Genomic DNA, 26965 nt, shown 5'->3' on the forward strand with positions numbered 1-26965 from the left:
AGTTCCGGCTCAGGGCATAAGCGCATGACGACAGAAAAATCCAGTAACCAGATGTGGGGTGGCCGTTTCGCCTCAGGACCCTCTGCCATCATGGAAGAGATTAATGCTTCGATCGGTTATGACCGCAAACTCTATGCTCAGGACATTGCCGGATCGCTGGCGCATGCTGCCATGCTTGCCAAGACCGGCATTATCTCTGCAGATGATCACAAACAGATCTCCGATGGTCTCAATACCATATTAGCCGAGATCGAAAATGGCAAATTTACCTTCTCGCGCAAGCTTGAAGATATTCACATGAATGTGGAAGCCCGTCTGGCTGATCTGATCGGCGCACCTGCAGGTCGTCTGCACACTGCCCGTTCGCGTAACGATCAGGTGGCACTGGATTTCCGTCTCTGGGTCAAAAATGAGCTGGAAAAGACTGCTGCCTCGCTGAAAATTCTGATCGAAGCCTTCCTGATCCGTGCAGAAGAACATGCAGCAACGGTTATGCCGGGCTTCACCCATTTGCAAACAGCACAGCCGGTGACTTTCGGCCATCATTGCATGGCCTATGTGGAAATGTTCGGCCGTGATCTCTCCCGCGTGCGCGATGCGATTGAGCGTATGAATGAATCTCCGCTCGGTGCCGCAGCACTGGCCGGTACCGGCTTCCCGATTGACCGTCACATGACTGCCGAAGCGCTCGGTTTCCGCGAACCGACCCGCAATTCCATCGACAGCGTTTCCGACCGTGACTACGCGCTGGAATTCCTGTCGATTGCTTCGATCTGCGCAACCCATCTGTCGCGTCTGGCCGAAGAAATTGTGATCTGGTCAACCTCGCAGTTCAATTTCATCCGTCTGTCCGATGCTTTCTCCACCGGCTCTTCCATCATGCCGCAGAAGAAAAATCCGGATGCCGCAGAACTGGTGCGTGCCAAGACCGGTCGTATCACCGGCTCGCTTGTCGGCCTGCTGATGGTCATGAAAGGCCTGCCGCTGGCTTATTCCAAAGATATGCAGGAAGACAAAGAAGCGGTTTTTGATGCAGCCGAATCCATCGAGCTGGCACTGGCTGCGATGAGCGGTATGGTTTCCGACCTCACCGTGATTGAAGCCTCGATGAAAAAAGCTGCCGGTTCCGGTTATTCAACGGCAACTGACCTTGCTGACTGGCTGGTGCGTGAGCTTGGCCTGCCATTCCGTGAAGCCCATCATGTGACCGGCCGTGCCGTTGCATTGGCAGAATCGAAGAAAGTCGACTTGTCCAAACTGACACTGGAAGACATGCAGTCGATCCATCCGCAGATTAATGATGCAGTGTTCGGTTTCCTGACTGTGGATAAATCTGTGAAAAGCCGTCAGTCTTTCGGTGGCACCGCACCGCAGGAAGTGCGCCGCCAGATCAAATACTGGAAAAAACGCCTGATTAAGGCCTGATCCGCCCCGCTATACAACAGACCGGAGGCCGTTCACGTCTCCGGTCTGCATCCCTTCAAAGATTTGTGTTTGTCTCCGAACAGTTTGCGTTGTTCCGTAATTCAGCTAAAACTGTCAGCGAAAATTACTCACGGCTTTGCGACCAACCACCAGTTTCAGGATATTTTTTGATGAATAGCCGCGTATTCATGACCTCTGTGATTATGCTTGTTGCCGTTGGCAGCATTGTATCCGGCTGCGGCCGTCGCGGCGCGCTGGAAGCCCCGCCAAATGCGACAGTGCATGATGACTGGCGCAAACCGGATAAAAAAGCTGTCGAAGAAAAACCATTTATTCTGGATAAGCTGATTTAAAGCGGGTCGCATTTCAACCTATCCACTGCGTCCGCTTCAGATTTTTTGAGCAGCCGCATGTTCGCTGAGGTTAAATTCAGTCAATTTAACTGCGCTAAGATACAGAACCGGATATTGAATGCCTGAACCGGACACCAGATCTTTTGAAAACGCAGACCGCAGGCTTTACCGTCTGCGGATCAAAGCGGCATTGGTCTTGTGCTTTGAGCGTTTATGGCCGCTGATATTACCGGTTCTGCTTTTAACCGCATTATTGGCCAGTCTGGCTTGGCTCGGTCTGTTTCAGGCCATGCCGCGCTGGCTGTATTTCACACTGTCTGCCGCTTTTATATTGGCCTATGCCTATGCGCTTTTCCGTTTCCGGCATTTTCAATTGCCGGGCGATCAGACGGTCAATAGCCGGATTGAGCGTGAAAACGGCTTGCAACATAGTCCGTTGCAACTGAGCGACGACCAGCTTGCCGGACAGAGTGACGATCCGCTGGCACAGGCGCTCTGGCAGGAACACCGCAAGCGTATGGCCGCGCTGACGGACAAGCTGCACGGATTTCTGCCCCATCCCGATATCCCGCAACGCGACCCCTATGCCCTGCGCACATTTGTCATTCTGCTGTTTGCTTCAACGGCGGCTTATTCCTTCAGCCCGTCTTCCGGTAAAATCAGTGATCTGTGGAACCCGCCTGAAGGCTTTGCTGGACCGGAAGGCCGCATTGATGCATGGATAACCCCGCCTGCCTATACGGGTAAAGCACCGGTCTTTTTGAGTGCCAATACAGATGTAAAACCGCTGGATGTGCCTCAGGGCAGTATTCTCAGCGTTCAGATCAGTGGCAGTACACGCAATCAATTGACTATGACCGGTCAGGACGGCAAAGCCTATTCTGTTGAAGCCAAACCGGCTTCCGAGACAGTAAAAACACAAGACAGCACCAATTTTGAACTGCTTCTGAATAAAACTGTCGCTGCCAGTCTGCAGGCCGGTTCACGCCGTCAGGCGTGGCAGTTTAACATCACGCCGGATACGCCGCCCATCGTCGATTTTACCCGTAATCCGACCTATGCTCTGAACGGCACACTGGAACTGCATTATAAAGCCGGTGATGATTATGGTGTGACTAAATTACAGCCTGTCATCAAACTGCTGGAACAGCCGGAAGAAGGCGCGCAATCGCTGACAGATGCGCCGGAACTGCGGCTGACTATACCAAAGCGCGGCAAAAACAGCGCGGACGAGACCACAGCCCTTCAGGATCTGACGATGCATCCGTGGGCTGGCAAATATGTTTCCCTGCAATTGCAGGCGATTGATGATGCAGGCCAGACAGGCACAAGCAAAGAAATCCGCTTTGTGCTGCCGCAGCGCCCGTTTATCAATCCGCTGGCACGCGCCGTTGCTGAGCAGCGTCAGGTGCTGGCGCTCGACAGCAATCAGAAAACACCTGTTGTACAAATGCTGGATGCGCTGACTATGCATCCGCAGACCACCATTGCCAATGTCAGCCATTTTCTGGGTCTGCGCTCTGTACGGGAACGCCTGAAACTGGCACGCAATGATGAGGATCTGCGCGAGATCGTCAGCTATATGTGGAATGTCGCGCGCGGCATTGAAGATGGTCAGCTTTCCGATGCGGAAAAAGCCCTGCGTGCAGCGCAGGAGGCGTTAAGTCAGGCATTGCAGAATAATGCCAGCCCTGAGGAAATTGCCCGTCTGACGAAAGAATTGCGCGAAGCCATGAACCGATACTTAAACGAAATGGCACGCCGCCAGCAGACCAATCCGAATAAAAACGCCCAGAATAATCCCAATACCCGCGTGCTCAGCCAGCGCGATATTGACCGGATGATGCAGCAGATTGAAGACCTCGCCCGTTCAGGCAATCATGCGGAAGCTCAGCAGATGCTGTCGCAATTGCAGGAAATGCTCAACAATCTTCAGCCTGGTCAGAGCGCTCAGCAAGGCCAAGGTCAGGGTCAGGGACAAGGCAGCGGCGCACAGCAACAACTGAACAAACTCGGTGATCTGATGCGCCGTCAGCAGGAGCTGATGAATGAAACTTTCAAACTGGATCAGCAATTGCAGGAACAGTCTGATGATTTCAACTATGACGGCGAAGGAGAGCAGCGTCCGCAAAACGGCCAGTCCCGTCAGGAAACCGAACAGGCTCTGAAAGATTTACAGCAGCAGCAGCGCGACTTGCAAAATGAGCTGAATGCACTGACCGATCAGCTGAAACAACAGGGGCTGGAATCTTCGAAAGAAATGGATCAGGCGCTGAATTCCATGGGGCGTGCAGGCCGCTCGCTGGGCAATGGCGAAAGCGGACAGGCCACAGATCAGCAGGCCGAGGCGCTTGATGCCTTGCGCCGCGGTGCCCGCTCCATGATGCAGCAATTGCAGCAGGCGCAGGGTGAAGGTCAGGGGCAGCAGACCGGCGAAGGTCAGGACCCGTTAGGGCGTCAAACCGGTCAGGGCAGCTCGGAAGGTACCGGCAATCAGCTGCCGAACCAGATTGATATTCAGAAAGCCCGCCGCATTCTCGATGAAATCCGCAAAAAACTGGGCGATGCGCTGAGCCCGCAGCAGGAAAAAGACTATCTGGAACGTCTGCTGAAACGCGATCAATAAAGCATTTTCAGAAAAAGTGCGAAGCGGTTTTGCGTTGGATATTGCGCAAAACAAAAGGATAGAGCGGTTCCAAAAATTCAGACTTAACTGGAACCGCTCTATTTCATAAAAAAGCCGCTCAGAATCATGAGCGGCTTTTTAAATTCAGCGAATGGTCGGAAGCTTATTCCTGCTCATCCATAACGCGGCCGACATAAGGCAGCTGGCGGAAAGAATGCGCCACATCCATGCCATAGCCGACAACGAAATAATCCGGACATTCAAAAGCTGTGAAATCCGCATAAAGATCAAGCTTACGGTGACCCGGCTTGTCCAGCAGCACGGCAATGCTCACACTGCGTGCGCCGCGTGACATCATCAGTTCACGCACAAAATTCAGTGTTTTGCCGGATTCAAGAATATCGTCAATCAGCAGAATATCGCGGCCATCAACATCGCTGTCGATATCACGCACCAGACGGATCTCGCCGCCTTTTGTGCCTGCGCCATAGCTGGAGACAGTGATGAATTCCACATCCGGCTCAACACCGGCATCATGCATGGCGCGGATCAGGTCTGCCGCAAAAATGAATGAGCCTTTGAGGATAGAAACTGCCAGTGGCCGTTCCAGCTTACGCTCGGCAATTTTTTGTGCCAGTTCACGATTGCGTTCTGCAATCTGCTCCGCACTGAACAGAATTTCAAGATTTCTGCCACCTACATAAGGCATAAACACGTCTCCGGTCTTAATCCGCACTAGGATTTTATATTACGCAGTTTCTAACGGATCGAAGCGGGAAAAGAAAACAATCCGGTGAATTGTTTTCCCCGCCGAGGCGGTTCCCACTTTTCCTGAAACTGCTTGAACCGAAATATCTCCGGCAAGAAAAAAGTAGCTGTTACAGTACTACGGCTTTTGCTGAAAGGGCAGTTTTACATTATTTACGCCTGTTCCGCATCAAATCTGCGTTTTAACCGGTTACACACAGCAGGTCTGTGCACAAAGCGCCGTAAAATTTCTATTCTTTTTTCAACCTCAAAATGCCAAACTTGCATGCAGATTAACGCGAGATTAACCACAAGGGTCAATGTTCGGCAACCATAAGAAAACCGGCAAAAAACATCGGGAAAATAATCAGTGATTCGCTTTGAAAATGTAGGATTACGGTACGGCATGGGATCGGAAATCCTGCGGGATGTTTCCTTTCATATTCCGCCGCGCTCCTTTCAGTTTCTGACCGGCCCGTCGGGTGCCGGTAAAACATCGCTGATGCGTCTGCTTTTCATGGCGCTGAAACCGACACGCGGCCTGATTACCATTTTCGGCAAAGACATCTCCACAATGCAGCGCAGTGAAATTCCGCTGCTGCGCCGCCGCATCGGCATCGTCTTTCAGGATTTTCGCCTGCTCGACCATATGACGACCTATGAGAATGTTTCATTGCCATTGCGTGTTCGCGGCAAGGAAGAAGCAACCTACCGCCATGAAGTACAGGAACTGATGCAGTGGGTTGGTCTCGGTGATCGTATGCATGTGCTGCCTCCGGTTCTGTCCGGCGGTGAAAAACAACGTGCCGCCATTGCCCGAGCGCTGATTGACCAACCGGAAATTCTGCTGGCCGATGAGCCGACCGGTAATGTGGATCCGCCGCTGGCACGCCGCCTGTTGCGCTTATTCGCGGAACTTAACCGTTCCGGCACTGCAGTGATTATCGCCACCCATGATCTGACATTGATGGATCAGGTAGATGCGCGCCGTATGATTCTCGATCAGGGAAGGCTGGATATTTATGGCTGACCTGCGTGCAACGATTGATCATTATCACGGGATTTTTCTCGAACTGCTGGGTAAGCGCAAACGGGAAAAACGCGGACCAACGCCGATTGTACCGCCGGTCAGTGTTTCCGGCACTACGCTGATTACCGTTATCGCAATCATGACCTTTCTCGCCTGCATCACTATTGGCGGGGTTAGTCTGGTGCGCGCATCAGCAGCCCAATGGCAGAGCCAGATTTCACGGGAAGCAACAATCCAGATCCGGCCGGTCGACGGACAGGATATGGAAGCTGCCCTTGCGCAGGCCAGTCAGATTGCATCCGGTTTTGCCGGTGTCACAGGCACCAATATTGTTGACCGTGCAGCTACAGCACGCCTGCTGGAACCATGGCTCGGTACAGGTCTGGATATTGATGAATTGCCGGTGCCGCGCCTCGTGGTGGTGACAATTGACGAGCAAAATCCGCCGGATTTTGAAACTCTACGCTCGGAATTGCAGAAGAATATTCCCGGTGCCAGTTTTGATGATCACCGCACATGGGTGGATCGTCTGGTGTCCATGGCGCACACAACCGTACTGATCGGTATGGGCGTCTTATTCTTAATGCTATCTGCCACTGTGCTGACAGTGATTTTTGCCACGCGTGGCGCGATGGCCGGAAACAGCCATATTATTGAAGTGCTGCATTTTATCGGTGCTGAAGCCCGCTTTGTTGCCCGTGAATTTGAATGGCATTTCTTCCGTACAGCACTCAAAGGTGCCTGTTACGGCGGCGCGGCGGCCTTGCTGGTATTTTTGATTGTTTCCTGGTGGACCAGCCGCAATCTGGCAACGCCGGAAGGCGATCAGGCCGCAGCTTTGTTTGGCAGTTTTGCCATCGGACGCGAAGGCTATATCGGCATTGCTGCCACAATTATCATTGTCAGCATTCTCACAATGCTGACCAGCCGTCTGACCGTGATCCGGCAGCTCAAAGATATGGACAGTATCAGCGGCAGCAAAGATTAGGCAGTCAGCGGACAAAGCAGTTTCCTCCGCTGTCCTGTCTGCTCTATACTATAAGACTGATTTGCGCAGGTTACAGCAATCTGCGCTGATACAAGAAAATGAACAGGCCAAACGGCAATGCATGTGCAAAACAATGCTTCAGACACTGCGGAACAAAACCGGCAGAATGGCGAGCGACCGGCAGAAACAACCGGCCGCGAAGCATCCGTGCATGTCGCTAAAGACGGCTTTATTCGTCATTGGCTGAAGCGTCTGCGCAGACGCATTCCGCCTGTCGCCGTTGTCTTGTTCTCGCTGATCGTCGCTCTCGGCATCGGCTTTGTCATTTTCAGCGAGCATGTCAGCAATTTACAGGCACCGCCTGCTGATCAGAAAGCCGATGCGATTATCGTGTTGACCGGCGGGAAATCCCGTATTGAAGTCGCATTGGAACTGCTGGCAGAGAAACGCGGCGAACGACTGCTGATTAGCGGCGTTCATCCGTCTACCAAACGTGAGGCTTTGCAACGGGTTACCAGAACAGATCCGGCTTTGTTTTCCTGCTGCGTAGATCTTGACCGTTCGGCGCTCAATACAATCGGCAATGCGGTTGAAAGCGCCAAATGGATTAAACAGCATAATTACAAGCGCATATTCATTGTAACCAATAATTATCACATTCCGCGCTCAATTCTGGAATTGTCGCGGCAGGTCGGTAATGTCGAACTCCTGCCCTATCCGGTCATTAACAGCGATCTGAAAAACAATAACTGGATGCGTCAGGGCGATACGCTGCGCGTGTTATTTACCGAATATGTCAAATATATTGGCGCTCTTGCGCATATCAGTCTCAGTCAAAATGATTAAAACACAAGCTGCTGATCGATACGCGATGATGTCCGGAATTGATAAGCACTGATTTTTCTTCTATTTGAAGAACCGCTCTGTTTAAAATCGAGCTATTTTACCTGTCATGCACGTATTAAAAGGCTGATACAAGATATGATAATAGTCATCCGGTCAGTGCTGTTTAATCTGGCTTTCTATATCAGTCTGATCATACAGATGATCCTGTTTTTACCGCTCACTCTGATTTTGCCGCGCAAAAAAGCATGGATCGTCCCTAAATTCTGGGCACGTTCCAATCTGTTTCTGCAAAAATATATTGTCGGCACCGATTTTGTGGTCGAAGGGGCGGAAAACCTGCCGGAAGGCGCCTATATTTGCGCACCAAAACACCAGTCTTTCTGGGATGTTTATGCGTTTTTGTCTTACACGCCCGATCCGGTTTATATTCTCAAACGCGACCTGATGCGTATTCCGCTATTCGGCTGGTATCTGAAGAAAATGAAAATGATCCCAGTCGATCGCGGTACGGGGATCAAGGCTTTGCATTCCATTTCCGGCGGCACGCAGGAAGCCATTGCTGACGGACGCCAGATCATGATCTATCCGGAGGGCACACGTCGCGCACCCGGTGCGCCGCCGGCTTATAAATATGGTGTCGTCCATCTCTATGCCAATCTCGGTCTGCCAGTCGTGCCGATTGCCCATAATGCCGGTCTGTACTGGCCGCGCCGTAAGTTCCTTCGCTATCCCGGCACCATCCGTTGCCGTATTCTGCCACCGATTGAAGCGGGTCTGGATAAGGAAGTCTTTTTGCAGCGTCTGATTGAAGCCACAGAAACAGCTTGTGACGAATTTCTGGTACAGGCCTCACAGGATAAAAATGCGCCGCCTATGCCGCCGACAGCCAAAGCCCGCCTCGCAGAATTGCAGGCGCAGCGCAATGAGGCTGAAACAAAGGCATAACAGCGCTCAGAATTTCACGAACATGACAATAAGCCGCTTTATCTGAAATTGCGTTTTTGTTGCACGGTTTCACGAAAACCGATATCAGAACGCCAAATGAAAGGACACGCCCATGAATATCGATGCCATTTCCATCGGCTCCAACCCTCCTGAAGACGTTAACGTCATTATCGAAGTACCGGTCGGTGGTCATCCGATCAAATACGAGATGGACAAAAGCGCCGGCGCTCTGATCGTCGACCGTTTTCTCTACACACCAATGACCTATCCGGGCAATTACGGCTTTGTTCCGCACACTCTGTCGGAAGATGGCGACCCGATTGACGTTCTGGTTTGCAACACCCGTCCGCTGATTCCGGGCTGCGTGATCAATGTTCGCCCGATCGGCGTTCTGGTGATGGAAGACAATGCCGGCAAAGATGAGAAAATCATTGCCGTGCCGTCACCAAAGCTGACCCGTCGTTATGAAAAAGTTCATAACTACACTGATCTGCCGGAAATCACTCTGCAGCAGATTGCTCATTTCTTCGAACATTACAAAGATCTGGAGCCAGGCAAATGGGTAAAGATCGGCGACTGGGGCGATGAAGATTACGCACGTAAATTCATCGTTGAAGCGATCGAACGCGCTAAAAATGCGAAATAACTGAAAAACTGGCCAGTCTCCCAAGTGGCCGGATTTTCAATCACAGATAATAAAAAACCCGCTTTCAAGCGGGTTTTTTTATAACTGATTAGCTCAACAACATCGGAGCCAATGTCGTCCACATGAACTGGCGGATAAAGAAGATCGCCAGCAGCAGAACAATCGGCGAAATATCAATACCGCCGAGATCCGGCAAAATTTTACGGATCGGGCGCAGTGCCGGTTCTGTCACCTTGTAGAGAAACTCACCGATCGAGGCGACAAAGCGGTTGCGGGAATTGACCACGTTAAAAGCATACAGCCAGGAAAACACCGCACTGGCAATGATGATCCAGGTATAAATATCCAGCGCCAGATCAACGGTGCGCAAAATTGCGAGCATAAATGTCTCCTACTCAGTCGGACTGTTCATTGCACCGGCACTTCAATCAGCACGGGCAAAGGTTGAGACACATTTAAACAGCGCTCTTGCTATTCACAAGATCACAGACCGGAAAAAGTCTGTCAAAGACAGGCAAAGATCGGGTAAAACTGCCAATCCTGTCAGTCTGTATGATTATCCAGCAGCTTTAAAACAGCTTCCAGCCGCTCATCCCAGATATCCATTGCCTGCAAATGACGGGCAGTATTGGCAACATAATCGCGGTTTGGTCCGGCCTGACCACTGGCGCGCCGGACAAGCAAAGCCATATCCTCAGCGCTGAGACCGCCTGCATATTGTTTATGTAAAGGATCAGCCACATAGACCAGCGCTTCGACATCACGGCCGTCTGCCAGCTCAACCGTCAGCCATTTTTCCACATAAACACCGCTGATCTGTTCGCGTTCACGCAGATAGTTCATCACCGGCAGTCTGTTGTCTGCCGTCACGCGAAATGCCTGCCCGTGGCAGAAACCGCCGCTGTTCAGACCCAGCACCAGCCCCGGCAATTCAGGTGTGCCGCGATAAACATGAGAATAGATGCATAAAGACCGGCTGAAGCCTGTCAGCAGCGCCGGAATATTCTCGGCACTGTCAAAACCCGGCCGCCACATCAGTGACCCGTAACCGAAGACCCAGAAGTCAGAACCGGAATCAGCCACATTATTCTGGAACACGAAATCCGTGTGTGAACTATCCATTGGGGTCATTTGTTTGCTTTTGCTTGTCTCGCCAAATTCATATAATGCATAGAATGCACAGGCATATAGTTTACACCCTGTGCCCTGCATTTCCCAACAGGCAAACATTTTTCCGGCATGATTTTGTGTAGAAAAATGTACCGCCGAATGACTTTTATCTGCAAAACAATACCGCATGATGTGTTGTCAACGCGGCATTGTGAATAAAAAGATTATAGAAGAGTTCTTCTGCCCTGTCAGCAGAATGCCCTTTGAAATCTGAGAGGCATAGCTATGGTAGCTAAATCGCGTCCTAACCCGCAAAGCTCAAAACGCATGACATGGGGCATTCTCTTTGCTCTGGTCATCGTCATTTTATACACGGCGGGCTGGTTTTATCTCGCTTCCATGGCCAAAGACCGCGTTCGCACTGAGCTAGCCAATACTGCCGGTCAGGGCGAAACGCTGGAATGTCAGTCCCTCTCGGCACGCGGCTACCCCTTCTCCATGTATATCAGTTGTTCCGGCTTTAACTTCCGTGACAAAGATCAGACGCTGAATGCAGCAACCAGCGCTGTAAATGTCGGTGCTTCCCTGTTCTCTTTCCGCACGGTGCAGACACAGCTCACCGGCCCTGCGGCACTTGCCATGTCCGGCGCTGACCCGTTGAAAGCAGATTGGGATAATCTCAAAGCATCTGCGCGCATTGACGGCCGCTCACCACAGAATATCAGCCTCAGTGCCGATAATCTGCGCGTGCAAACTGTGACCGCTGAAAATGCGGCTGCACCGGCAACACTTTCCCTCCTCGGCCTGCAATTTGATCTCAACAGTCTTGAAGAGCCGCTTCAGGCTAAAATGACCTTTGATGATCTACGCCTTACCGGCGACAAATCTCTGGCTGCCCTGCCAGAGCTCGACGGTCTGATTGATATCACCTCTCCGGCAAGCCTCGCAGCCTTCAAAGAGCCGGATGAAAGCGGCAGTCTGCTGCGCGGAAAATCCTTGCAGCTTAATCAGATGCTGTTTCTGCTGCCTTCCGGCGCCAGCATCAGCATCAGCGGCCCGCTTGCAGTCGACAGCGAAGGTCTGGCCAATGCGGATCTGAAAATCCGTCTGACCAATGCTCCGGCAATCGGCCAGACATTGCAAGCTGCCTTTCCTAATCAGGCTAAAAATATCAATACAGTGGTTTTTGCACTCGGTTCCATGCCGAAAGATGAGACAGGAGCAACAATTGTTCCGGTTGTCATCAAAGAAGGCAAAATCAGCGCCGGCTTTATCCCGCTGGGACGATTACCACTGCTCTAGAGCGGTTTACGTTCATGTTGGATCGCAGTGTTCGCTCTAGATTCCTTAGTCTGTCGCATTATCCCGACGTCAAGTTGATCCAACTTGACTGTGAAATGCTTTAATAAAAAACCCGCCGAAATGACGGGTTTTTATTTTCATATAACATCACTCAAACGTGCAGCTTCGCATATTACTTTTGCTTGCTTGCAGCTTCACGGCCAAAGTTCGGTGCATCCACTTCCTGACCGGCATCAATAATGCCACGGCGGATTGCGCGGGTTCGCGTAAACAGGTCAAACAAGGCATCGCCGTCACTCCAGCGGATTGCCCGCTGCAATGAGGCCAGATCTTCCGAGAAACGTCCCAGCATTTCCAGAATAGCATCCTTATTATGCAGGCAAACATCGCGCCACATTGTCGGATCAGATGCCGCAAGACGGGTAAAGTCACGGAAACCGGAAGCGGAATATTTAATCACTTCCGACTCCGTTACCTTCTCCAGATCATTGGCCGTGCCGACAATATTATAAGCGATGATATGCGGCAGATGCGAAACAATCGCCAGCACCAGATCATGATGCTGTGGATCCATCTGGTCTGTCTTGGAACCGCAGGCTTCCCAAAACGCATTGAGCTTTGCCAGCGCATCTGCATCCGTATCCGGCAGCGGTGTGAGAATGCACCATCGGTTGATAAACAGATCAGCAAACCCTGCATCCGGCCCTGAATATTCGGTACCAGCAATCGGGTGCCCCGGAATGAAATGCACATGATCCGGCAATTCCGGTTGCATCTGCGCAATCACCGAGCCTTTTGTAGAGCCCACATCGGTGACAATCGCACCGGCTTTGAGGCTGCCGGCAATCTGGCTGGCAACCAAACCGGAAGAGCCAACAGGCACAGAGACAATCACCAGATCAGCATCGCGGACAACTTCAGCATTATCCGTTGTGTAGCTGTCACCCAACCCCAGTTCTTCCGCGCGTTTCAGCGTTTCAGGACTGCGAGTAGCAATAGCAATATGACCGGCCAGCCCTTCGCGGCGGATGACACGAGCCAGCGACGAGCCGATCAGACCAATACCGATCAGCGCAATTTTATTAAAATGAATATCAGACATATCAAGACTTCAAAAATTCTGTGAGAGCGGCAATCACGCCGCGATTGGCTTCTTCCGAGCCGATGCTCATCCGCAGGGCTTCAGGGAAGCCATAGGATGTCACGCGACGCAGAATATATCCCTTGGACTGCAGATATTCATCAGCTTTGGCAGCAGACTTGTTCTGTGTGTCAGGGAAATGCACCAGCAGGAAATTGGTGACCGATGGCGTAACCTTCAGACCGAGCTTGGTGAACTCGTCTGTCAGCCACTGCGCCCATTCCGCATTGAACGCACAGGCTTTCTGCACATGATCGCGGTCGCGGATCGCCGCAGTACCGGCAGCAATCGCCGCGCTGTTCATGTTGAAAGGTCCGCGCACACGGTTCACCGCGTCTGTGACATGCAATGGTGCATACATCCAGCCGATACGCAGCGCAGGCAGGCCGTGAATCTTCGAGAATGTGCGGGTCATCACCACATTGTCGCTCGCAGAGACCAGCGCCACACCGGCATCATAATCATTCTTGCGCACATATTCCGCATAGGCCGCATCCAGCACCAGCAGAACATGCGGCGGCAGACCGGCATGCAGGCGCTTCACTTCCTCAAACGGGACATAAGTACCGGTCGGATTGCCCGGATTGGTGATGAAAACAACCTTGGTCTTGTCTGTGACCGCAGCAAGTACCGCATCCACATCAATCACCGTATCATTTTCTTTCACGATCACCGGTTTTGCACCGGCCGCCAATGTCTGGATTTTATAGACCAGAAAGCCGTGATCGGTAAAAATCGCTTCATCGCCCGGTGCCAGATAGGTCTGGCACAACAGGCCGAGCAATTCATCCGAACCGTTGCCGCAGAGAATATTCTCAATATTCAGGCCTTGCGTTTCCGCAATAGCCTGACGCAGCGCAATGACTTCGCCGTCCGGATAAGAGCTCAGATAATGATCGGTTGCACGATAGGCTTCAACAGCATACGGGCTTGCACCCAGCGGGCTTTCATTGGCAGACAGCTTGTGCACTTTGGCAACACCGTGAACGGTGGCTTTGCCAGGAACATAAGCAGCAATATCCATGACGCCGGCTTTAGGTGTCGGGCGTTGAGCTTTCGCGAAATCGTTCATCATTCTTATCCAATATTAAGAGCCTGTATTGTTGATAGAGATTATGTACGGAAACAGCATTGCAGTAACATTTGCCGGTCTGTGACCAGCGAAATATTCCCGCTGAAACCGAATGACTTTAGCGGCATAAACCGCATCGCAGAACAAGTCGAGAGAAACCTTGACTTTAAACCCCTCTAGCCCCTAGATCGCAGTAGTTTCAGATAAAAATATCTGAAATCATCAACGCGGCCGGCTAGTCAAAAATGCGCAAAACAGGCAGAAATTGCCTGCATATCCGCATCCAGTTCCGGTCACCGGACAAATTCTAACGCATAATTCCGAAAAACAAATCGGCTTTCGGAGAGGATTATGCGTAAAATCAGGGAATTAGAGCATTGGGTTTGTTGCAAACAGACCGGAAAATGCTCTGACGCAGACATGTTTTATGACGATATCAGCTGAAACTGCCGCCCTATCAGACAGCCGCAATCAGGAAGCTGTTCAGCCGAACAGTCCTGTGGTGTATTTTGGTGAAGACAAACCGCTCCAGCTCGACAGCGGTTCCGTTCTGAGCCCGTTTCAGCTCGCTTATCAGTCCTATGGCACACTCAATGCCGATAAGAGCAATGCCATCCTGATCTGCCATGCCCTGACCGGCGATCAGCATGTTGCCAGTACCAATCCGCTCACCGGTAAAGACGGCTGGTGGACTTCGCTTGTCGGCCCCGGCAAGCCGATTGATACTGACCGCTATTTTGTGCTCTGTTCCAATGTTATCGGCAGCTGCATGGGCTCAACTGGCCCTGCATCCATTAATCCGGCAACCGGCAAACCTTATGCACTTGATCTGCCGATTATCACCATCGGTGATATGGTGCGGGCACAGGCGATGCTGGTAGAGCATTTCGGTATTGAACAGCTTCTGGCTGTTGTCGGCGGCTCCGTTGGCGGCATGCAGGTGCTGCAATGGGCATCAAGTTATCCGGACAAAGTTTTCTCGGCTGTGGTTCTGGCCAGCGGCGCGCGTTTGTCAGCGCAAAATATCGCCTTTAACGAGGTTGGCCGTCAGGCGGTCATGGCCGATCCGCTGTGGCTCAACGGTCAATATCTCACGCAATCGGACTCCGTTCCGCGCAAAGGCCTGTCGGTTGCGCGTATGGCAGCGCATATCACCTATTTGTCGGAAGCCGCACTGCACCGTAAATTCGGACGCAATCTGCAGGATCGCACCAATATTACCTTCGGTTTTGAAGCTGATTTCCAGATTGAGAGCTATTTGCGCCATCAGGGTAACAGCTTCGTTGACCGTTTTGACGCCAATTCCTATCTCTATCTGACCCGTGCCATGGATTATTTCGACATGGCAGCGGAACATAACGGCTTGCTGGCTTCGGCTTTTTCCGGCACCAAAACCCGCTTTTTCGTTGCATCCTTCTCCAGCGACTGGTTGTTTCCGACATCCGAAAGCCGTCTCGTTGTCCATGCACTGAATGCTGCAGGGGCGTCCGTTTCATTCGTTGAAATCGAAACCGACCGCGGTCACGATGCTTTCCTGCTGGATGAACCGGTTCTTTTCTCAACCATTGACGGTTTCATCCGCTCCGCAGCCCGTGCGAAAGGTCTGTAATCCGATGACTGATACCAAGGCCGGTTCAGGCGACGCGACATTTTTCGCAGCTGAAAATACCGAAAACCTGCATATCCATAACCGTGTTGATTTTGATATTATCGCCTCACTGGTGCGCCCCGGAACACGGGTTCTGGATGTCGGCTGCAGTGATGGTGAATTGCTGCAATTGCTGCGCGACAGCCGCAATGTAGACGGACGCGGCGTGGAATTGTCGCAAAGCGGTGTGAACCAGTGCCTGATGCGCGGATTGTCGGTGATACAAGGTGATGCTGACCGTGATCTGGTCTATTACCCCGATTCCAGCTTCGATTATGTGATCCTGTCGCAGACTTTGCAGGCCACGCTCAATCCGAAAAAGGTTCTCAGCGAATTATTGCGTATCGGCGAACGCGCCATCGTTTCCATTCCGAATTTCGGTTACTGGCGGGTACGCGGCTCATTGCTGTTTCGCGGACGGATGCCGGTAACCAAAGAACTGCCATTCAGCTGGTATGATACGCCCAATATTCACTTCTGCACCATCCGCGATTTTGTCGATATGACCAAAGAGGTCGGCGCAACAGTTGAAGATGCTGTGGCACTGAACCGTAATGGTGAGCGCATGCCGTTCAGCCTGCCATGGGGCATGTGGAACCTGCTTGGCCAGCAGGCTGTTTTTCTGCTTAAACGCTAGAGCATAATTTCTTAAATCCGGTTTATTGACCGGAGCGCTCACGGTGATCGTGAATTTTCACCTTCACCGGCTGCTGCCGTGCTGTCCCCTGCGGTGTCAGCACCGGCACGAAAACACGGCGTGAAGCACGCTTCAGCACCGGCAGTCCCTGATAGAGGCGCTTATGCGCCTCCCCGATCACCACCCCGCCAAACAACGGCCAGAGACGGGTTCCGACCGTTTCTATCAGGCCGGATGATTGCTGCAGCCAACGCCAGCGTGTCGGCGGCACATGCAGCGCATTGACCACTTTTCCCGGTGTGAAATTAGCTTCTCTGAAAGCCTGCAATAACTGCCCGCGACTGAAGGGGCGTCCGCTACCGAAAGGCGTATGTTCCATACGCGCCCAGACACCACGACGGTTCGGCACCACGACGATCAACTGCCCGTTCGGTGATAAGACACGCCACATTTCTTTCAGCGTTTCCGCGCTGCTTTCAGAAAATTCAAGCGTATGTACCAGTAAGATGCGGTCTACAGAACTATCCGGCAAAGGCAGTTCCTCATCATAGACCAGCGCCGTGCTCAGCGCCTCGCCATGCGGCCAGCCGGTTGCGCCCTGCCGTGCAGGCATAAAAGCAAATGCACGCTCTGCCTGTGATGCAAAATGATCCAGATAAGGCAGCGTATAGCCGATCCCGACAAGCCGCTCCTGCGGCATTGATAGCCATAAAGGATCCAGTGCTGAAGTAATAACCGAAGCAGCCAGTTTGCCCAATGCTGTCGAATAAAATGACTGCAACTCTATAATATCCAGATGCATCATTTACCCTGAATCAATTGAGCAGCCCTGCATGTTTCAATGAAGCTGCCATGTCACACCGGCATATGGCTATTGCCAGCAACCAAGATTTTTACCCTTAAGATTATGGGAATCAATTTCCATAATCAGCGCAGGATCATCACGCATCAGCATGTAATAAGCACGCTGTTTCATATTAATCTTTTGCCATCCGGCGCATTCTTTTGGCAGTTCAACCTGTTCAATCGTGACTTTTTCAGTCCATGCCGTTGCAGTCCCTGTGCAACCTGCCAGTACAGCAGCCAAAGGCAAACAGAACAGTTTGAAATTAAAAGCCAGTCGGCGCTCGAACCTAGACATCAAGCCGGTACTCCGGAAACCGTTAATATTATCCCGAAACCTTATAAAGCGTCGAAACCGCTCATGAATTCCCAAGACGGTACAACACTTTAAAACACCATAACAGCCCGAAAAAATGAAAACCGCCACAATCCTGCAATCAGCCGTCTGTTGCTACCGGTTAATAACAGGATAGTTGCTTATCCTCGGCCTGACATCTGCGCCTATTTTATAATAATTATAATATAAGACAGAATATTTCTTTGTAAGACAAATATTTACACCAATTGTGTTCAAAAAAAGACTGTTCAATCCTGACAAATCTGTCCATATTCGGCGGGCAATATAAGTTCCGTGCAGATTTCATTTTTGTTCAATCGTCTACGGGGATTAACATGCAAGATACGCCTTCCATGATGAATAAATTGTCGGCAGAGTGTTTTGGCACCTTCTGGCTGGTCTTCGGCGGTTGCGGCAGCGCCGTTCTCGCTGCAGCCTTTCCGGAACTGGGTATCGGCTTTGCCGGTGTCGCGCTGGCATTCGGTCTGACTGTTCTGACAATGGCCTATGCTGTCGGTGGTATTTCGGGCGGACATTTCAATCCGGCTGTCACTCTCGGCCTTACTCTGGGCGGGCGCTTTGAGGCTAAAGACCTCATTCCCTACTGGATTGCACAGCTGGTCGGCGGCATTATTGCTGCTGCAATTCTGTATTTTATTGCCAGCGGTAAAGCTGATTTCAGCGCTGGCGGCTTCGCTTCCAACGGCTACGGCGATCTTTCACCAGGCAAATATAGCCTTGGGGCAGCCCTTGCCATTGAAGTCGTGCTGACTGCCTTCTTCCTGATTATTATTCTCGGCTCCACCTCATCACGGGCACCGGCCGGTTTTGCACCAATCGCGATTGGTCTCGGTCTGACACTGATCCACCTGATTTCAATTCCGGTGACCAATACATCCGTCAATCCGGCCCGCTCCACAGCTGCAGCCCTGTTCGCAGATACAGCTGCCATCAGCCAGCTCTGGTTGTTCTGGGTTGCTCCGCTGATCGGTGCCGCTATCGGCGCAATCATCTGGAAAGGTCTTCTCGCGAAAGACTGATTGACCGCAACAAATAAAAAAGGCCGTCAATGACGGCCTTCACTCTTTCAAATCCGCTGCTTTTATTCAGCCTTTTCGGCCTCGGCATTGGTCTGCTCTTCAGCCATGGATATCGAAGCCAAGGCATCGCGCATTGAACGGGCACGCTCAGCGACCCGTAATTTAATCCCGATGCGCTGCTCCTGATCCACACCGATCAGCTCGGCAATACGCCACATAATATTATCTTCGATTTCGCCGACATCACCATCGGCATAGACCATTTCCCACAGCACCTCGATAAAGCTCAAACGAGCCGGCACATCCAGATGACGTTTCAAAACACTGGTGAAACGATAAAGATCAATCGATTCCTGATCCGCAACTTCTGCCGCTTTAATCAAAGCCTGCAAGTCATCGCCCTGCAAATCATAGGCCTGCGACAGCAAATCCGACAGACGTTTGCGCTCTTTTTCGTGCTGCTCACCATCCGCTTCAATGACATGAAACATCAATGCAGCAGCGGCCAGACGTGGATCTTCATCAGAGAATGTTTGTTTTTTCTTCGAGGGATCAAAACCCGGCAATTCTTTGAAAAAACTGATCAGACGCTCAAACATACATGCTCCAGTGCTTATACAGCCTTTGACAGGTCTTACACATAGACCAGCATCCGGAAGGATGCCAAGCATACAGACATGTTTTGTCTTACAAGTATCTTCTAATCTTTCTCAGAGTCACCAAGCTGCAACAAAAATACTGTTTTGCAACGGAATTAACGGAATTCACTCTGTAAACCCGACCGGACGCAGTATTAAAACAGCCGGAACGTCCCTTCCTTGCGTATCGGCACATCATGTTCTGCCGCCACACCCGGATCATCAACAATCAGACTATGCTTATCCTTCGCAGCGTCGGAACTATCAGGCTGCGAATCCTTTGCGGCCTGTACCGCAGGATTATCGCCCGTCTCAGTGAGAATAGTTACTTTGGCATTGCGCAGATTATTGTCCTGCGGTTCCGTTTTCTTCGGAGCAGCTTTAGTTTTATCCGCAACAAGAGGCATAGTTTCCGCATCATCAGGATCATCGGCAAAGACCGGCTCCTTCACGGCAGGCATGTTTGACGTCTCAGCCTCTTCCGCACGCGAATAAGTGACGGGTAAAAACGGCTCTTTCAAACTGTCATCATCGAGAACCGGAGACGTATCCGCAGCTATTTCCGTAAACGGCACCTTCCATTCAAATGCGTTCAGACGGCCTGTCACCGGCGAGGCCGGCGCCCAATGGTCAGAAACAATACCGTCAGCCGTCCATGCCGGATCGCGCGGCGCTTTGACAGCCCGTGCAAGCCATTCACGCACGCGCCCCTGATCGCCTGTCTGCGCTTCTTCAATATCAGCCATCAGCAAATAAGCGCTTTCACGCGGATTAAGCTTCAATGCAGCTTCGGCATTTTCCCGTGCCAGTGTCAGCTCTCCGGCATCCAGCGCAGCCCGCGCAACAATCAAAACCGATTCCGCATGGTGACTGCGCAGACTTGCGAGTTGGCGCGCTTTTTTCAGCCGGTCAAGCGCCGTATCTCCGGCGCGTCCGTGAATATAGGCTTCGGCAATCTCAGGATGCGGCTCGCGTTTCCATGCCGCTTCAAGAATCCGATTACCCTTGCGGATACTACCGTCACGCAGCAAGCAACGCGCAGCAATCAATGCAGCCGGTATCAGTTCCGGTTCCAGCTTGAACGCCTCATTCGCTGCCTCGCGGGAAGCCACAGCATCCGTTTCAAAACTGTCCATCGCCTGTGCCGTCAGCAAAACCGCACGGTTGCGCTTCAATGTCTCACGGGCAGCTTTACCGTCTTTGCCATAAGGAATAACCGCTTTGCGTGCCTCCAGCACCCGCAATGCACCGGTAACATCGCCCTGCAAAACCTTATGTCCGAGCACTGCATTCGACGCCCATTCCAGCTGCGGTGCCATCGTACTGGCTTCCTGCGCATATTGGTAGGCTGCTTCCTGTACGCCTTCGCGGCTGGCCTCGAGATATAATCCCCGCAAACCCAGCAATTTGGTTTCAGGATCGGCAATCATTTCTTCAAAATAACGGCGCACATCATCTTTGCGCCCTTCCAGCAATGCGGTTTGCGCATCAAGCAGCCGGATCAGCGGCTCCTGATCCACGCTCAGCAATTTGGACGCCTGTTTACTCATACGACGCGCCGCTTCGGCATCACCGGCACCGGCAGCAATCAGGCCGGTTGAGAGTGACTGATAGCCACGGTCGCGTTTGCGGGCGCGAAAATGACGCTGCAAAATATAAGGCGAGCGAATAAGATTTTTGACGATCCACCACAACAGCATGGCACAGGCAATAGCGGCCACAACCATACTGGCGGCGGTCATCAGGGAAATATTGTGCCGCTCTCCGGCAAAAGTGAACACCAGATCACCGGGACGATCCGCCAGCCAGCCAAACCCCAGCCCCAGCAATGCGACTACAACAAGAAACAGGATTACCCGTATCATACCGTTCTCCCTTTCCTGTTTCGCTTATTGCGCAGGCTGTGCTGTTACAGCAATCAACTGTGCCAGCAATGCATCCGCATCGCGCCGTGCATTCAATGCATTATAAAAGCTCTGGCCAACCTGTTTGGCGGCTTCCGGCAATTGCGCCCATTCGGTCATAGCCCGCTGCACGTCACCATTCTGCAAAGCAAATTCAATACGGGCAGTCACCGGCCCGACACCGGAACCGGCGACATCACCGATTGGCCGTGACCGTACCAGATTTTTTGCACTGCCCACCAGCTGATCCCAGATACCGGCATCTGCTGCAGGCTTGTTAACTGCGGCCACCATATCATCAGCCAATGATGCAAATTGAGTGTTCAGGTGGCTTAGTGTCGGAATACCGGTTTCCGCCTGCGCCTCAAGCGCGGCAACAGAACCTGTCTGCTCCGGCAGCAATGATTTATAGGTCTGCAATTCATTCAGATAAGAACCGCCGCGATCAATCGCGGATTTCAAAGCATTAGCCGCAATAATCGCCGCCATATCCGGCTGCGTGGCCTGCGCATCAATCTTCGTCTGCAAAGCACCCAATTGCTGTTGCAGCGCTTTGACCTCGTCCGTATCGGTATTTAATGCGGCACTGGCCTGTTCTGCCTGAGAACCGATCGTATTGAGTTTTGTTTCCATCGCATTCAAGCGCTCGATCAGACCATTCACCAGCGCGCTATCCGCAGGCTGCGCCTGCCCTGCCAGTGCCTTCAGTTGCTCCTGCAAAGCTGTCATATCGGCACGGATCGCCTCATCATTTCCGGTTGGTGTTTCACTGGCCTGCGGCAGTGCATTCAGGCGTTGCTGAGCTTCTGCAGCATTTTTCTCTGCAGCTTCCAGACGTGTCAGTAAATCCGTATCCGGTTTGGTTGCGGCCTGCAAACCGGCAATCTGCTGTTTCAGATCTGCGATTTCTGCAATTGCCGCCTCATCACGATTGCTGGTCTGTGCCGGAAACAGACCCAGCCCCGCCCACTGCAGTGCGGTCGTGCCCAGCAGAACAATCACACCACCCGCCAGTCCGGCAATCCAGGGCGAAGTTGTTTTTTTCGTCTGCGGTGCGGAACTACTGGCAGAATTCATGGTTTTTCCTGATGCAAAAGGATTAGGGCCGGAAACACCGGCGGAAGAAGCCGGTCGGGATGTGTTCTGCGGCGGAACCGAGGTTGCAGGTTTCGCTTCGGCTTCAGATTTCGGCGCAGGCGACACAGAGGGTTTTATCGCTGGTTTCGGATCACCCACCGGCTCTGCATCCGGCACAGTTTTACCCGCAGATTTTGCAGCGGATGCCTCAACAGCTTTCACATCAGACGGATCAAGATCAATCACCACCGGTTTACGGGTGGTCTTGCTATGACGTGACACTGTGGATTTAGCCATGAGCCCTCTCGCAAAATCTGTATTTTAAACTTCAGATGCAACCTAAATGACGAAATTGAACAAATGGTTGCATATTTTCGTCAGATCAATGCCAGCAAGCGTAATAAAGCATCCTCATCCGGCGTTTCACTGATACGTACCTGTGCACTGCAATTATCTGGTAATTCTGCAGCAATCCGCTGCGAAAGACAAAAAATATATTTCGCGCCTTTGATAAAAGCCCCCTTTGCCTGCTTGTCCAGTGCAACAAACTGTCTGGCAGCGACAGCGGAATAGAGCAAAATCACCTCTGCCCTGCCGGTATCAGCAATCCGGTTCAGCTCGGCATCACTATAGGCAACAGGGCGGGTATCATAGGTCTCAGCAACCGTCAGATTGATACCAGCAGCAGACAATTGCGCCTCAAAATCCGGCCTCCGGATTTTGCCGGTCATATAAAGCACATGGCTGCCCGTTGGCATAACAGCTGCCACATGGCGCCCCAGATGCAGCCCCCAGCCATCACCGGCATAGATTGTCTCAAAGCCCGCATCCCGCGCTACAGATGCCGTTTTTTCACCCACCGCATAAAGCTGCAAATGCCGGTAAGGTGCCAGTAAATCAGGATTGATATGGCGCAAGGCATTGGCGCTGGTCACAGCAACGGCATCAAAACTGCCCAGCGGCAATGATGCGCCCGTCGCCACAGTTTCACTCACCGGCAGACAAACCGGCTGATAACCTGCCGCTTCAAGTTTAGCGGCGGTTAAAGCTGCATCCGGTTGCGGGCGTGTAACCAGAACCCTGCGCATGTTTCAAGCCCAGCTGGTGAAGAAGTCAGCACCGGCTTCTGCACGGATCCGCTCGGCAGCTTCCTTGCCCAACGCCGCCGCATCTGCTGCAGCACCATCAATGAAAACGCGATGCAGACGTGAACCGTCCGGTGTCAAAATCATACCGGAGAAATGCAAATACCCGTCTTTAACTTCCGCCAGACCGGCAATCGGCGTGCGGCAGGAACCGTCAAGCTGCGCCAGAAATGCGCGTTCGCAAGTCAGACGGATAAATGTTTCTTCATGATTGAGCGGCTTGAGCAGTGCATCGACACGTGCATCATTCACACGGCTTTCAATGGTGATCGCCCCCTGTCCCGGCGCAGGCAAAAACCGCTCGGTATCCATCAGCTCAGTCACCACATGCTCAAGCCCGAGGCGCTTCAGCCCTGCAAAAGCGAGAAATGTACCATCAACCTGACCTTCATCGAGCTTGCGCAGGCGGGAATTCACATTGCCACGGAAAATAATAACATTGAGATCAGGACGGATATGCCGGATTTGCGCCTGACGACGCAGACTGGATGAGCCGACCGTTGCCCCATGCGGCAGATCGGTCAGTTTTGCACTGGTTTTACCAACAAAAGCATCACGCGGGTCTTCGCGTTCGAGATAAGTGGAAAGATGCAAACCCTCCGGCAAAACCGTCGGCATATCTTTGGAGGAATGCACTGCAATATCAATACGCCCCTGCAAAAGCGCATCTTCGATCTCTTGGGTGAACAGGCCTTTACCACCAATCTCCGACAATGCACGATCCTGAATACGGTCGCCCTGTGTGGACATCGGCACGATTTCAACATCCGTTTCGCTTAAACCATGCGCAACCATCAGGCGTGCGCGTGTTTCCTCTGCCTGTGCCAGTGCTAAAGCGCTGGAACGTGTTCCGATTTTTAAACGTGGTGTTTGCATCTGGCTCTGTCCGTGATACGCGAATGTCAAAGGCTTCTCTAACTGCCTTTCACCTCAGGGGCAAATTCATGACTGTAATATCATGAATATAATGCCACTATCCGGTGCAAGACAGAAAGATCAGCGAAGTTTGTTTATTGAACGCATTCTCCTTATGCAAAAGTGCTCAGCGCTTTTTGCCGGAAATGCTTTGTTAATACGGGTCTAATCGCTTATGCGCGTGCTTGGAATAGAGACAAGTTGCGACGAAACAGCCGCAGCTATCATTGAACGCCATGAAAATGAACAAGGCGGGGTGTCTTCGCGCATCCTGTCTAATGTTGTTCTCAGCCAGATTGCCGAGCATGAACCCTATGGCGGCGTGGTGCCGGAAATCGCGGCACGCGCCCATGTGGAAGCGCTCGACGGGTTAATTGCCAAAGCACTTTCCGATGCGGATATGACCATCAATGATGTGGATGCTGTCGCTGCAACTGCAGGCCCCGGCCTGATCGGCGGGCTGATTGTCGGACTGATGACAGCAAAAGCCATGGCTTTTGCTGCAGACAAACCTTTCTATGCCGTCAACCATCTGGAAGGCCATGCCCTGACTGCGCGTCTGACCGACGGACTGGCCTTTCCTTATCTGTTGCTGCTTGTATCCGGCGGTCATACACAGGTTATTCTCGTGCACGGCCTCGGCCACTATGAGCGCCTCGGCACGACGATTGATGATGCGCTGGGTGAAGCTTTTGACAAGACCGCCAAGCTGCTGGGATTACCTTATCCTGGCGGCCCAGCCGTTGAACAGGCTGCACTCAAGGGCGATGCCTCACGGTTTGAACTGCCGCGCCCGCTCAAAGGTGAAGCACGGCTGGATTTCTCCTTCTCCGGCCTTAAAACCGCCGTGCGCCAGACAGCAACTCAGCTTGTACCGTTGAGCGATCAGGATGTGGCGGATATCTGCGCATCTTTTCAGACTGCGGTTGCCGATACGCTGAATGACCGTGTGAAGCGCTCACTACTCCGTTTTCGTGAAACCTATCCGGATAAAGCAAACCCGACGCTGGTTGTTGCCGGTGGCGTTGCCGCCAATAAAGTGCTGCGTAAAGGGCTTGAAACGCTTTGTGAAAAACACGGTTTCGATTTCCTCGCTCCGCCGCATATTTTGTGCACCGACAATGCAGCCATGATTGCATGGGCAGGTGCTGAACATGCAGCACGCACAGCGCCGGACAATCTCGATTTTGCACCGCGCTCGCGCTGGCCGCTGGACAGCACATCAGCGCCGTTGGTCGGTTTTGGCCGCAGGGGAGCAAAAGCATGAGTAAAAAGATTACGATCTTAGGTGGCGGCGCATGGGGAACAGCGCTCGGCTGCATGGCCGCGCAGAACGGACATGAGGTCGTGCTCTATGCCCGCGATCCGGCAACGGTTGATGATATCAACCACAACCACCGCAATGGCCGCTATCTTGGCAATATCGCCCTGCATGATAGTCTTCGCGCCACCAGCGATGCAACCGCAGCGCTGAACAATGCCGATACGGTTCTGGCCGTTATCCCTGCGCAATCCATGGCTGCCGCGCTGCAAGAGCTGAAACCACTCATTCCGGCTGATTGCCCTGTTGTGCTTTGCGCCAAAGGGATTGAACGCTCCACCGGACGTCTGATGTCGCAGATCATTGCCGATATTTTGCCCGATCATCCGATTGCAGCACTTTCGGGTCCGAGCTTTGCCAGCGATGTTGCCCGCGGCTTTCCGACTGCCGTGACAATTGCCTGTGAAAATATTGCCATTGCCGATGATCTGGCCACCCAATTTTCCGGCAGCACCTTCCGTTGCTATTCCTCCGATGATCTGACCGGCGTTGAAATCGGCGGCGCGTTGAAAAACGTCATTGCCGTTGCAGCCGGTGCCACGATCGGCAAAGGTCTGGGCGCATCGGCACAGGCAGCTTTGGTCACCCGCGCTTTTGCGGAACTGCGCCGCATTGCTGTAGCCTTTGGCGGGAGACCTGAAACCCTGATGGGATTGTCCGGCCTCGGCGATCTGATGCTGTCCTGCTCTTCACCGCAATCGCGCAATTACTCCTACGGGCTGGCCTTGGGACGCGGCGAACCGCTGGAAGGCCTGCTGCTTGCCGAAGGTGTGGCCACAGCGCCGGTGATTGCCGAGCTTTGCGCGCGCAAACAGATCAATGCACCAATCATCACCACAATTGCGGCTTTGCTCAATGGCAGTATTACCATTGATGCGGCTGTTACCGGATTATTGTCCCGTCCTTTGAAAAACGAAGATTAGGAACCTGACCTCATGCTGTTCGCCATTCTCTGCAATGACAAAGCCGACCATCTGCAACTGCGTCTTGATACCCGCCCTGCCCATCTCGATTATCTGAAAAGCCTCGGCGACAAGATCAAATTCGGCGGCCCTTTTCTGAGCGAAGCCGATCAGAAACCGGTTGGCAGCATGCTGATGGTTGAAGCTGAAACCATTGAAGATGCAAAAGCCGTTGCCGCGGCAGACCCTTATGCGCTGGCTGGCCTGTTCGACAATGTGACTGTGCGCCCGTGGAACTGGGTCATCAACAAACCTGCTGAATAAACC

The 26965-nt window shown here is 52.4% G+C and carries 27 protein-coding genes; 15 read left to right on the forward strand and 12 right to left on the reverse strand.

Going from position 1 to position 26965, the window contains the following annotated elements; translation table 11 throughout:
- Positions 1 to 24 precede the first annotated feature (24 nt).
- The 3 genes from argH to KHQ09_RS16880 all read left to right on the forward strand — a co-directional run bounded on the left by argH (position 25) and on the right by KHQ09_RS16880 (position 4404).
- Positions 25 to 1425 (forward strand): argininosuccinate lyase, encoded by a 1401-nt coding sequence (gene argH, locus KHQ09_RS16870; protein WP_075653840.1) that lies wholly within the window; start codon positions 25 to 27, stop codon positions 1423 to 1425.
- Between the two features lie 170 nt (positions 1426 to 1595).
- Positions 1596 to 1778: a lipoprotein gene (locus KHQ09_RS16875; protein ID WP_022709648.1), complete on the forward strand. Its 183-nt coding sequence runs from the start codon at positions 1596 to 1598 to the stop codon at positions 1776 to 1778.
- Positions 1779 to 1896: 118 nt separating this feature from the next.
- Positions 1897 to 4404, forward strand: coding sequence for a TIGR02302 family protein (locus tag KHQ09_RS16880; protein ID WP_213599478.1), 2508 nt, complete (start codon positions 1897 to 1899; stop codon positions 4402 to 4404).
- Between the two features lie 163 nt (positions 4405 to 4567).
- On the opposite strand, the gene hpt is transcribed toward KHQ09_RS16880, so the two are convergent.
- The gene (hpt, locus tag KHQ09_RS16885) at positions 4568 to 5113 is read right to left on the reverse strand and encodes a hypoxanthine phosphoribosyltransferase (protein ID WP_213599480.1); all 546 of its coding nucleotides are present in this window, start codon (positions 5111 to 5113) and stop codon (positions 4568 to 4570) included.
- 408 nt (positions 5114 to 5521) lie between these two features.
- Here hpt and ftsE point away from each other — a divergent pair, with 408 nt between their 5' ends.
- The 5 genes from ftsE to ppa all read left to right on the forward strand — a co-directional run bounded on the left by ftsE (position 5522) and on the right by ppa (position 9606).
- Complete coding sequence (gene ftsE / locus KHQ09_RS16890; protein ID WP_033315839.1) at positions 5522 to 6181, forward strand: cell division ATP-binding protein FtsE; 660 nt, start codon at positions 5522 to 5524, stop codon at positions 6179 to 6181.
- Positions 6174 to 7169, forward strand: a complete 996-nt coding sequence (locus tag KHQ09_RS16895) for a cell division protein FtsX (protein WP_022709652.1) — start codon at positions 6174 to 6176, stop codon at positions 7167 to 7169. Before ftsE ends, KHQ09_RS16895 begins: the two co-directional genes overlap by 8 nt.
- A gap of 123 nt (positions 7170 to 7292) precedes the next feature.
- Positions 7293 to 8015: a YdcF family protein gene (locus KHQ09_RS16900; RefSeq protein ID WP_238481677.1), complete on the forward strand. Its 723-nt coding sequence runs from the start codon at positions 7293 to 7295 to the stop codon at positions 8013 to 8015.
- 135 nt (positions 8016 to 8150) lie between these two features.
- A complete protein-coding gene (locus KHQ09_RS16905) occupies positions 8151 to 8960 on the forward strand; it encodes a lysophospholipid acyltransferase family protein (RefSeq protein WP_022709654.1) in 810 nt (269 codons plus the stop codon).
- A gap of 112 nt (positions 8961 to 9072) precedes the next feature.
- Positions 9073 to 9606 carry an inorganic diphosphatase gene (ppa, locus tag KHQ09_RS16910; protein WP_022709655.1) on the forward strand — a complete coding sequence of 178 codons (534 nt, stop codon included), beginning with the start codon at positions 9073 to 9075 and terminating at the stop codon, positions 9604 to 9606.
- Positions 9607 to 9694: 88 nt separating this feature from the next.
- On the opposite strand, the gene KHQ09_RS16915 is transcribed toward ppa, so the two are convergent.
- Positions 9695 to 9988 (reverse strand): YggT family protein, encoded by a 294-nt coding sequence (locus KHQ09_RS16915; RefSeq protein WP_022709656.1) that lies wholly within the window; start codon positions 9986 to 9988, stop codon positions 9695 to 9697.
- Between the two features lie 161 nt (positions 9989 to 10149).
- The gene (locus KHQ09_RS16920; protein ID WP_028233312.1) at positions 10150 to 10689 is read right to left on the reverse strand and encodes a gamma-glutamylcyclotransferase; all 540 of its coding nucleotides are present in this window, start codon (positions 10687 to 10689) and stop codon (positions 10150 to 10152) included.
- A gap of 312 nt (positions 10690 to 11001) precedes the next feature.
- Between KHQ09_RS16920 and KHQ09_RS16925 the strand changes: the two genes are divergently transcribed.
- Positions 11002 to 12018 (forward strand): DUF2125 domain-containing protein, encoded by a 1017-nt coding sequence (locus KHQ09_RS16925; RefSeq protein WP_213599484.1) that lies wholly within the window; start codon positions 11002 to 11004, stop codon positions 12016 to 12018.
- 172 nt (positions 12019 to 12190) lie between these two features.
- On the opposite strand, the gene KHQ09_RS16930 is transcribed toward KHQ09_RS16925, so the two are convergent.
- Together KHQ09_RS16930 and KHQ09_RS16935 are read right to left on the reverse strand one after the other, a co-directional pair.
- Positions 12191 to 13120, reverse strand: coding sequence for a prephenate/arogenate dehydrogenase family protein (locus tag KHQ09_RS16930; RefSeq protein ID WP_213599486.1), 930 nt, complete (start codon positions 13118 to 13120; stop codon positions 12191 to 12193).
- 1 nt (position 13121) lies between these two features.
- A complete protein-coding gene (locus KHQ09_RS16935) occupies positions 13122 to 14231 on the reverse strand; it encodes a pyridoxal phosphate-dependent aminotransferase (RefSeq protein WP_213600074.1) in 1110 nt (369 codons plus the stop codon).
- 427 nt (positions 14232 to 14658) lie between these two features.
- Between KHQ09_RS16935 and metX the strand changes: the two genes are divergently transcribed.
- Together metX and metW are read left to right on the forward strand one after the other, a co-directional pair.
- Complete coding sequence (gene metX, locus KHQ09_RS16940) at positions 14659 to 15840, forward strand: homoserine O-acetyltransferase MetX (RefSeq protein WP_213599488.1); 1182 nt, start codon at positions 14659 to 14661, stop codon at positions 15838 to 15840.
- Positions 15841 to 15844: 4 nt separating this feature from the next.
- Positions 15845 to 16516 (forward strand): methionine biosynthesis protein MetW, encoded by a 672-nt coding sequence (metW, locus tag KHQ09_RS16945; RefSeq protein ID WP_213599490.1) that lies wholly within the window; start codon positions 15845 to 15847, stop codon positions 16514 to 16516.
- A 22-nt stretch (positions 16517 to 16538) separates the two neighbouring features.
- On the opposite strand, the gene KHQ09_RS16950 is transcribed toward metW, so the two are convergent.
- Both KHQ09_RS16950 and KHQ09_RS16955 read right to left on the reverse strand, forming a co-directional pair.
- On the reverse strand, positions 16539 to 17318 hold the full coding sequence (locus tag KHQ09_RS16950) for a class I SAM-dependent methyltransferase (protein ID WP_213599493.1): 780 nt from the start codon (positions 17316 to 17318) through the stop codon (positions 16539 to 16541).
- A 69-nt stretch (positions 17319 to 17387) separates the two neighbouring features.
- Positions 17388 to 17657 carry a hypothetical protein gene (locus KHQ09_RS16955; RefSeq protein WP_075653856.1) on the reverse strand — a complete coding sequence of 90 codons (270 nt, stop codon included), beginning with the start codon at positions 17655 to 17657 and terminating at the stop codon, positions 17388 to 17390.
- Positions 17658 to 18049: 392 nt separating this feature from the next.
- On the opposite strand from KHQ09_RS16955, the gene aqpZ reads away from it, so the two are divergent.
- The gene (gene aqpZ / locus KHQ09_RS16960; RefSeq protein ID WP_028233318.1) at positions 18050 to 18736 is read left to right on the forward strand and encodes an aquaporin Z; all 687 of its coding nucleotides are present in this window, start codon (positions 18050 to 18052) and stop codon (positions 18734 to 18736) included.
- Positions 18737 to 18798: 62 nt separating this feature from the next.
- Here aqpZ and KHQ09_RS16965 read toward each other — a convergent pair whose 3' ends face one another.
- From KHQ09_RS16965 to hemC, 5 genes are all read right to left on the reverse strand, one after another.
- Positions 18799 to 19335 (reverse strand): tellurite resistance TerB family protein, encoded by a 537-nt coding sequence (locus KHQ09_RS16965; protein ID WP_022709665.1) that lies wholly within the window; start codon positions 19333 to 19335, stop codon positions 18799 to 18801.
- Between the two features lie 194 nt (positions 19336 to 19529).
- Positions 19530 to 21239: a heme biosynthesis protein HemY gene (locus tag KHQ09_RS16970; protein WP_213599495.1), complete on the reverse strand. Its 1710-nt coding sequence runs from the start codon at positions 21237 to 21239 to the stop codon at positions 19530 to 19532.
- Between the two features lie 24 nt (positions 21240 to 21263).
- The gene (locus KHQ09_RS16975) at positions 21264 to 22652 is read right to left on the reverse strand and encodes a COG4223 family protein (RefSeq protein ID WP_213599497.1); all 1389 of its coding nucleotides are present in this window, start codon (positions 22650 to 22652) and stop codon (positions 21264 to 21266) included.
- A gap of 80 nt (positions 22653 to 22732) precedes the next feature.
- Positions 22733 to 23443 carry a uroporphyrinogen-III synthase gene (locus tag KHQ09_RS16980; protein WP_213599499.1) on the reverse strand — a complete coding sequence of 237 codons (711 nt, stop codon included), beginning with the start codon at positions 23441 to 23443 and terminating at the stop codon, positions 22733 to 22735.
- 3 nt (positions 23444 to 23446) lie between these two features.
- Positions 23447 to 24376, reverse strand: coding sequence for a hydroxymethylbilane synthase (gene hemC / locus KHQ09_RS16985; protein ID WP_213599501.1), 930 nt, complete (start codon positions 24374 to 24376; stop codon positions 23447 to 23449).
- 214 nt (positions 24377 to 24590) lie between these two features.
- Between hemC and tsaD the strand changes: the two genes are divergently transcribed.
- Genes tsaD through KHQ09_RS17000 form a run of 3 tightly spaced genes read left to right on the forward strand, consistent with a single transcriptional unit; the run spans position 24591 to position 26962 of the window.
- Positions 24591 to 25682 carry a tRNA (adenosine(37)-N6)-threonylcarbamoyltransferase complex transferase subunit TsaD gene (gene tsaD / locus KHQ09_RS16990; RefSeq protein WP_213599503.1) on the forward strand — a complete coding sequence of 364 codons (1092 nt, stop codon included), beginning with the start codon at positions 24591 to 24593 and terminating at the stop codon, positions 25680 to 25682.
- Positions 25679 to 26659, forward strand: a complete 981-nt coding sequence (locus tag KHQ09_RS16995; RefSeq protein ID WP_213599505.1) for an NAD(P)H-dependent glycerol-3-phosphate dehydrogenase — start codon at positions 25679 to 25681, stop codon at positions 26657 to 26659. The genes tsaD and KHQ09_RS16995 overlap by 4 nt, the downstream gene beginning before the upstream one ends.
- Before the next feature lie 12 nt (positions 26660 to 26671).
- Positions 26672 to 26962 carry a YciI-like protein gene (locus KHQ09_RS17000; protein WP_022709672.1) on the forward strand — a complete coding sequence of 97 codons (291 nt, stop codon included), beginning with the start codon at positions 26672 to 26674 and terminating at the stop codon, positions 26960 to 26962.
- Positions 26963 to 26965: the final 3 nt, after the last annotated feature.

The sequence above is a fragment of the Pseudochrobactrum algeriensis genome, from assembly GCF_018436245.1.
GTDB lineage: Bacteria > Pseudomonadota > Alphaproteobacteria > Rhizobiales > Rhizobiaceae > Pseudochrobactrum > Pseudochrobactrum saccharolyticum.

Bases quoted from the DNA above. Each gene is read 5' to 3' on its own strand.
- argH (WP_075653840.1), top strand. From the start codon at position 25: ATGACGACAGAAAAATCCAGTAACCAGATGTGGGGTGGCCGTTTCGCC.
- KHQ09_RS16875 (WP_022709648.1), top strand. From the start codon at position 1,596: ATGAATAGCCGCGTATTCATGACCTCTGTGATTATGCTTGTTGCCGTT.
- KHQ09_RS16880 (WP_213599478.1), top strand. From the start codon at position 1,897: ATGCCTGAACCGGACACCAGATCTTTTGAAAACGCAGACCGCAGGCTT.
- hpt (WP_213599480.1), bottom strand. From the start codon at position 5,113: ATGCCTTATGTAGGTGGCAGAAATCTTGAAATTCTGTTCAGTGCGGAG.
- KHQ09_RS16895 (WP_022709652.1), top strand. From the start codon at position 6,174: ATGGCTGACCTGCGTGCAACGATTGATCATTATCACGGGATTTTTCTC.
- KHQ09_RS16905 (WP_022709654.1), top strand. From the start codon at position 8,151: ATGATAATAGTCATCCGGTCAGTGCTGTTTAATCTGGCTTTCTATATC.
- ppa (WP_022709655.1), top strand. From the start codon at position 9,073: ATGAATATCGATGCCATTTCCATCGGCTCCAACCCTCCTGAAGACGTT.
- KHQ09_RS16915 (WP_022709656.1), bottom strand. From the start codon at position 9,988: ATGCTCGCAATTTTGCGCACCGTTGATCTGGCGCTGGATATTTATACC.
- KHQ09_RS16925 (WP_213599484.1), top strand. From the start codon at position 11,002: ATGGTAGCTAAATCGCGTCCTAACCCGCAAAGCTCAAAACGCATGACA.
- KHQ09_RS16930 (WP_213599486.1), bottom strand. From the start codon at position 13,120: ATGTCTGATATTCATTTTAATAAAATTGCGCTGATCGGTATTGGTCTG.
- KHQ09_RS16935 (WP_213600074.1), bottom strand. From the start codon at position 14,231: ATGAACGATTTCGCGAAAGCTCAACGCCCGACACCTAAAGCCGGCGTC.
- metX (WP_213599488.1), top strand. From the start codon at position 14,659: ATGACGATATCAGCTGAAACTGCCGCCCTATCAGACAGCCGCAATCAG.
- metW (WP_213599490.1), top strand. From the start codon at position 15,845: ATGACTGATACCAAGGCCGGTTCAGGCGACGCGACATTTTTCGCAGCT.
- KHQ09_RS16950 (WP_213599493.1), bottom strand. From the start codon at position 17,318: ATGCATCTGGATATTATAGAGTTGCAGTCATTTTATTCGACAGCATTG.
- KHQ09_RS16955 (WP_075653856.1), bottom strand. From the start codon at position 17,657: ATGTCTAGGTTCGAGCGCCGACTGGCTTTTAATTTCAAACTGTTCTGT.
- aqpZ (WP_028233318.1), top strand. From the start codon at position 18,050: ATGATGAATAAATTGTCGGCAGAGTGTTTTGGCACCTTCTGGCTGGTC.
- KHQ09_RS16965 (WP_022709665.1), bottom strand. From the start codon at position 19,335: ATGTTTGAGCGTCTGATCAGTTTTTTCAAAGAATTGCCGGGTTTTGAT.
- KHQ09_RS16970 (WP_213599495.1), bottom strand. From the start codon at position 21,239: ATGATACGGGTAATCCTGTTTCTTGTTGTAGTCGCATTGCTGGGGCTG.
- KHQ09_RS16975 (WP_213599497.1), bottom strand. From the start codon at position 22,652: ATGGCTAAATCCACAGTGTCACGTCATAGCAAGACCACCCGTAAACCG.
- KHQ09_RS16980 (WP_213599499.1), bottom strand. From the start codon at position 23,443: ATGCGCAGGGTTCTGGTTACACGCCCGCAACCGGATGCAGCTTTAACC.
- hemC (WP_213599501.1), bottom strand. From the start codon at position 24,376: ATGCAAACACCACGTTTAAAAATCGGAACACGTTCCAGCGCTTTAGCA.
- tsaD (WP_213599503.1), top strand. From the start codon at position 24,591: ATGCGCGTGCTTGGAATAGAGACAAGTTGCGACGAAACAGCCGCAGCT.
- KHQ09_RS16995 (WP_213599505.1), top strand. From the start codon at position 25,679: ATGAGTAAAAAGATTACGATCTTAGGTGGCGGCGCATGGGGAACAGCG.
- KHQ09_RS17000 (WP_022709672.1), top strand. From the start codon at position 26,672: ATGCTGTTCGCCATTCTCTGCAATGACAAAGCCGACCATCTGCAACTG.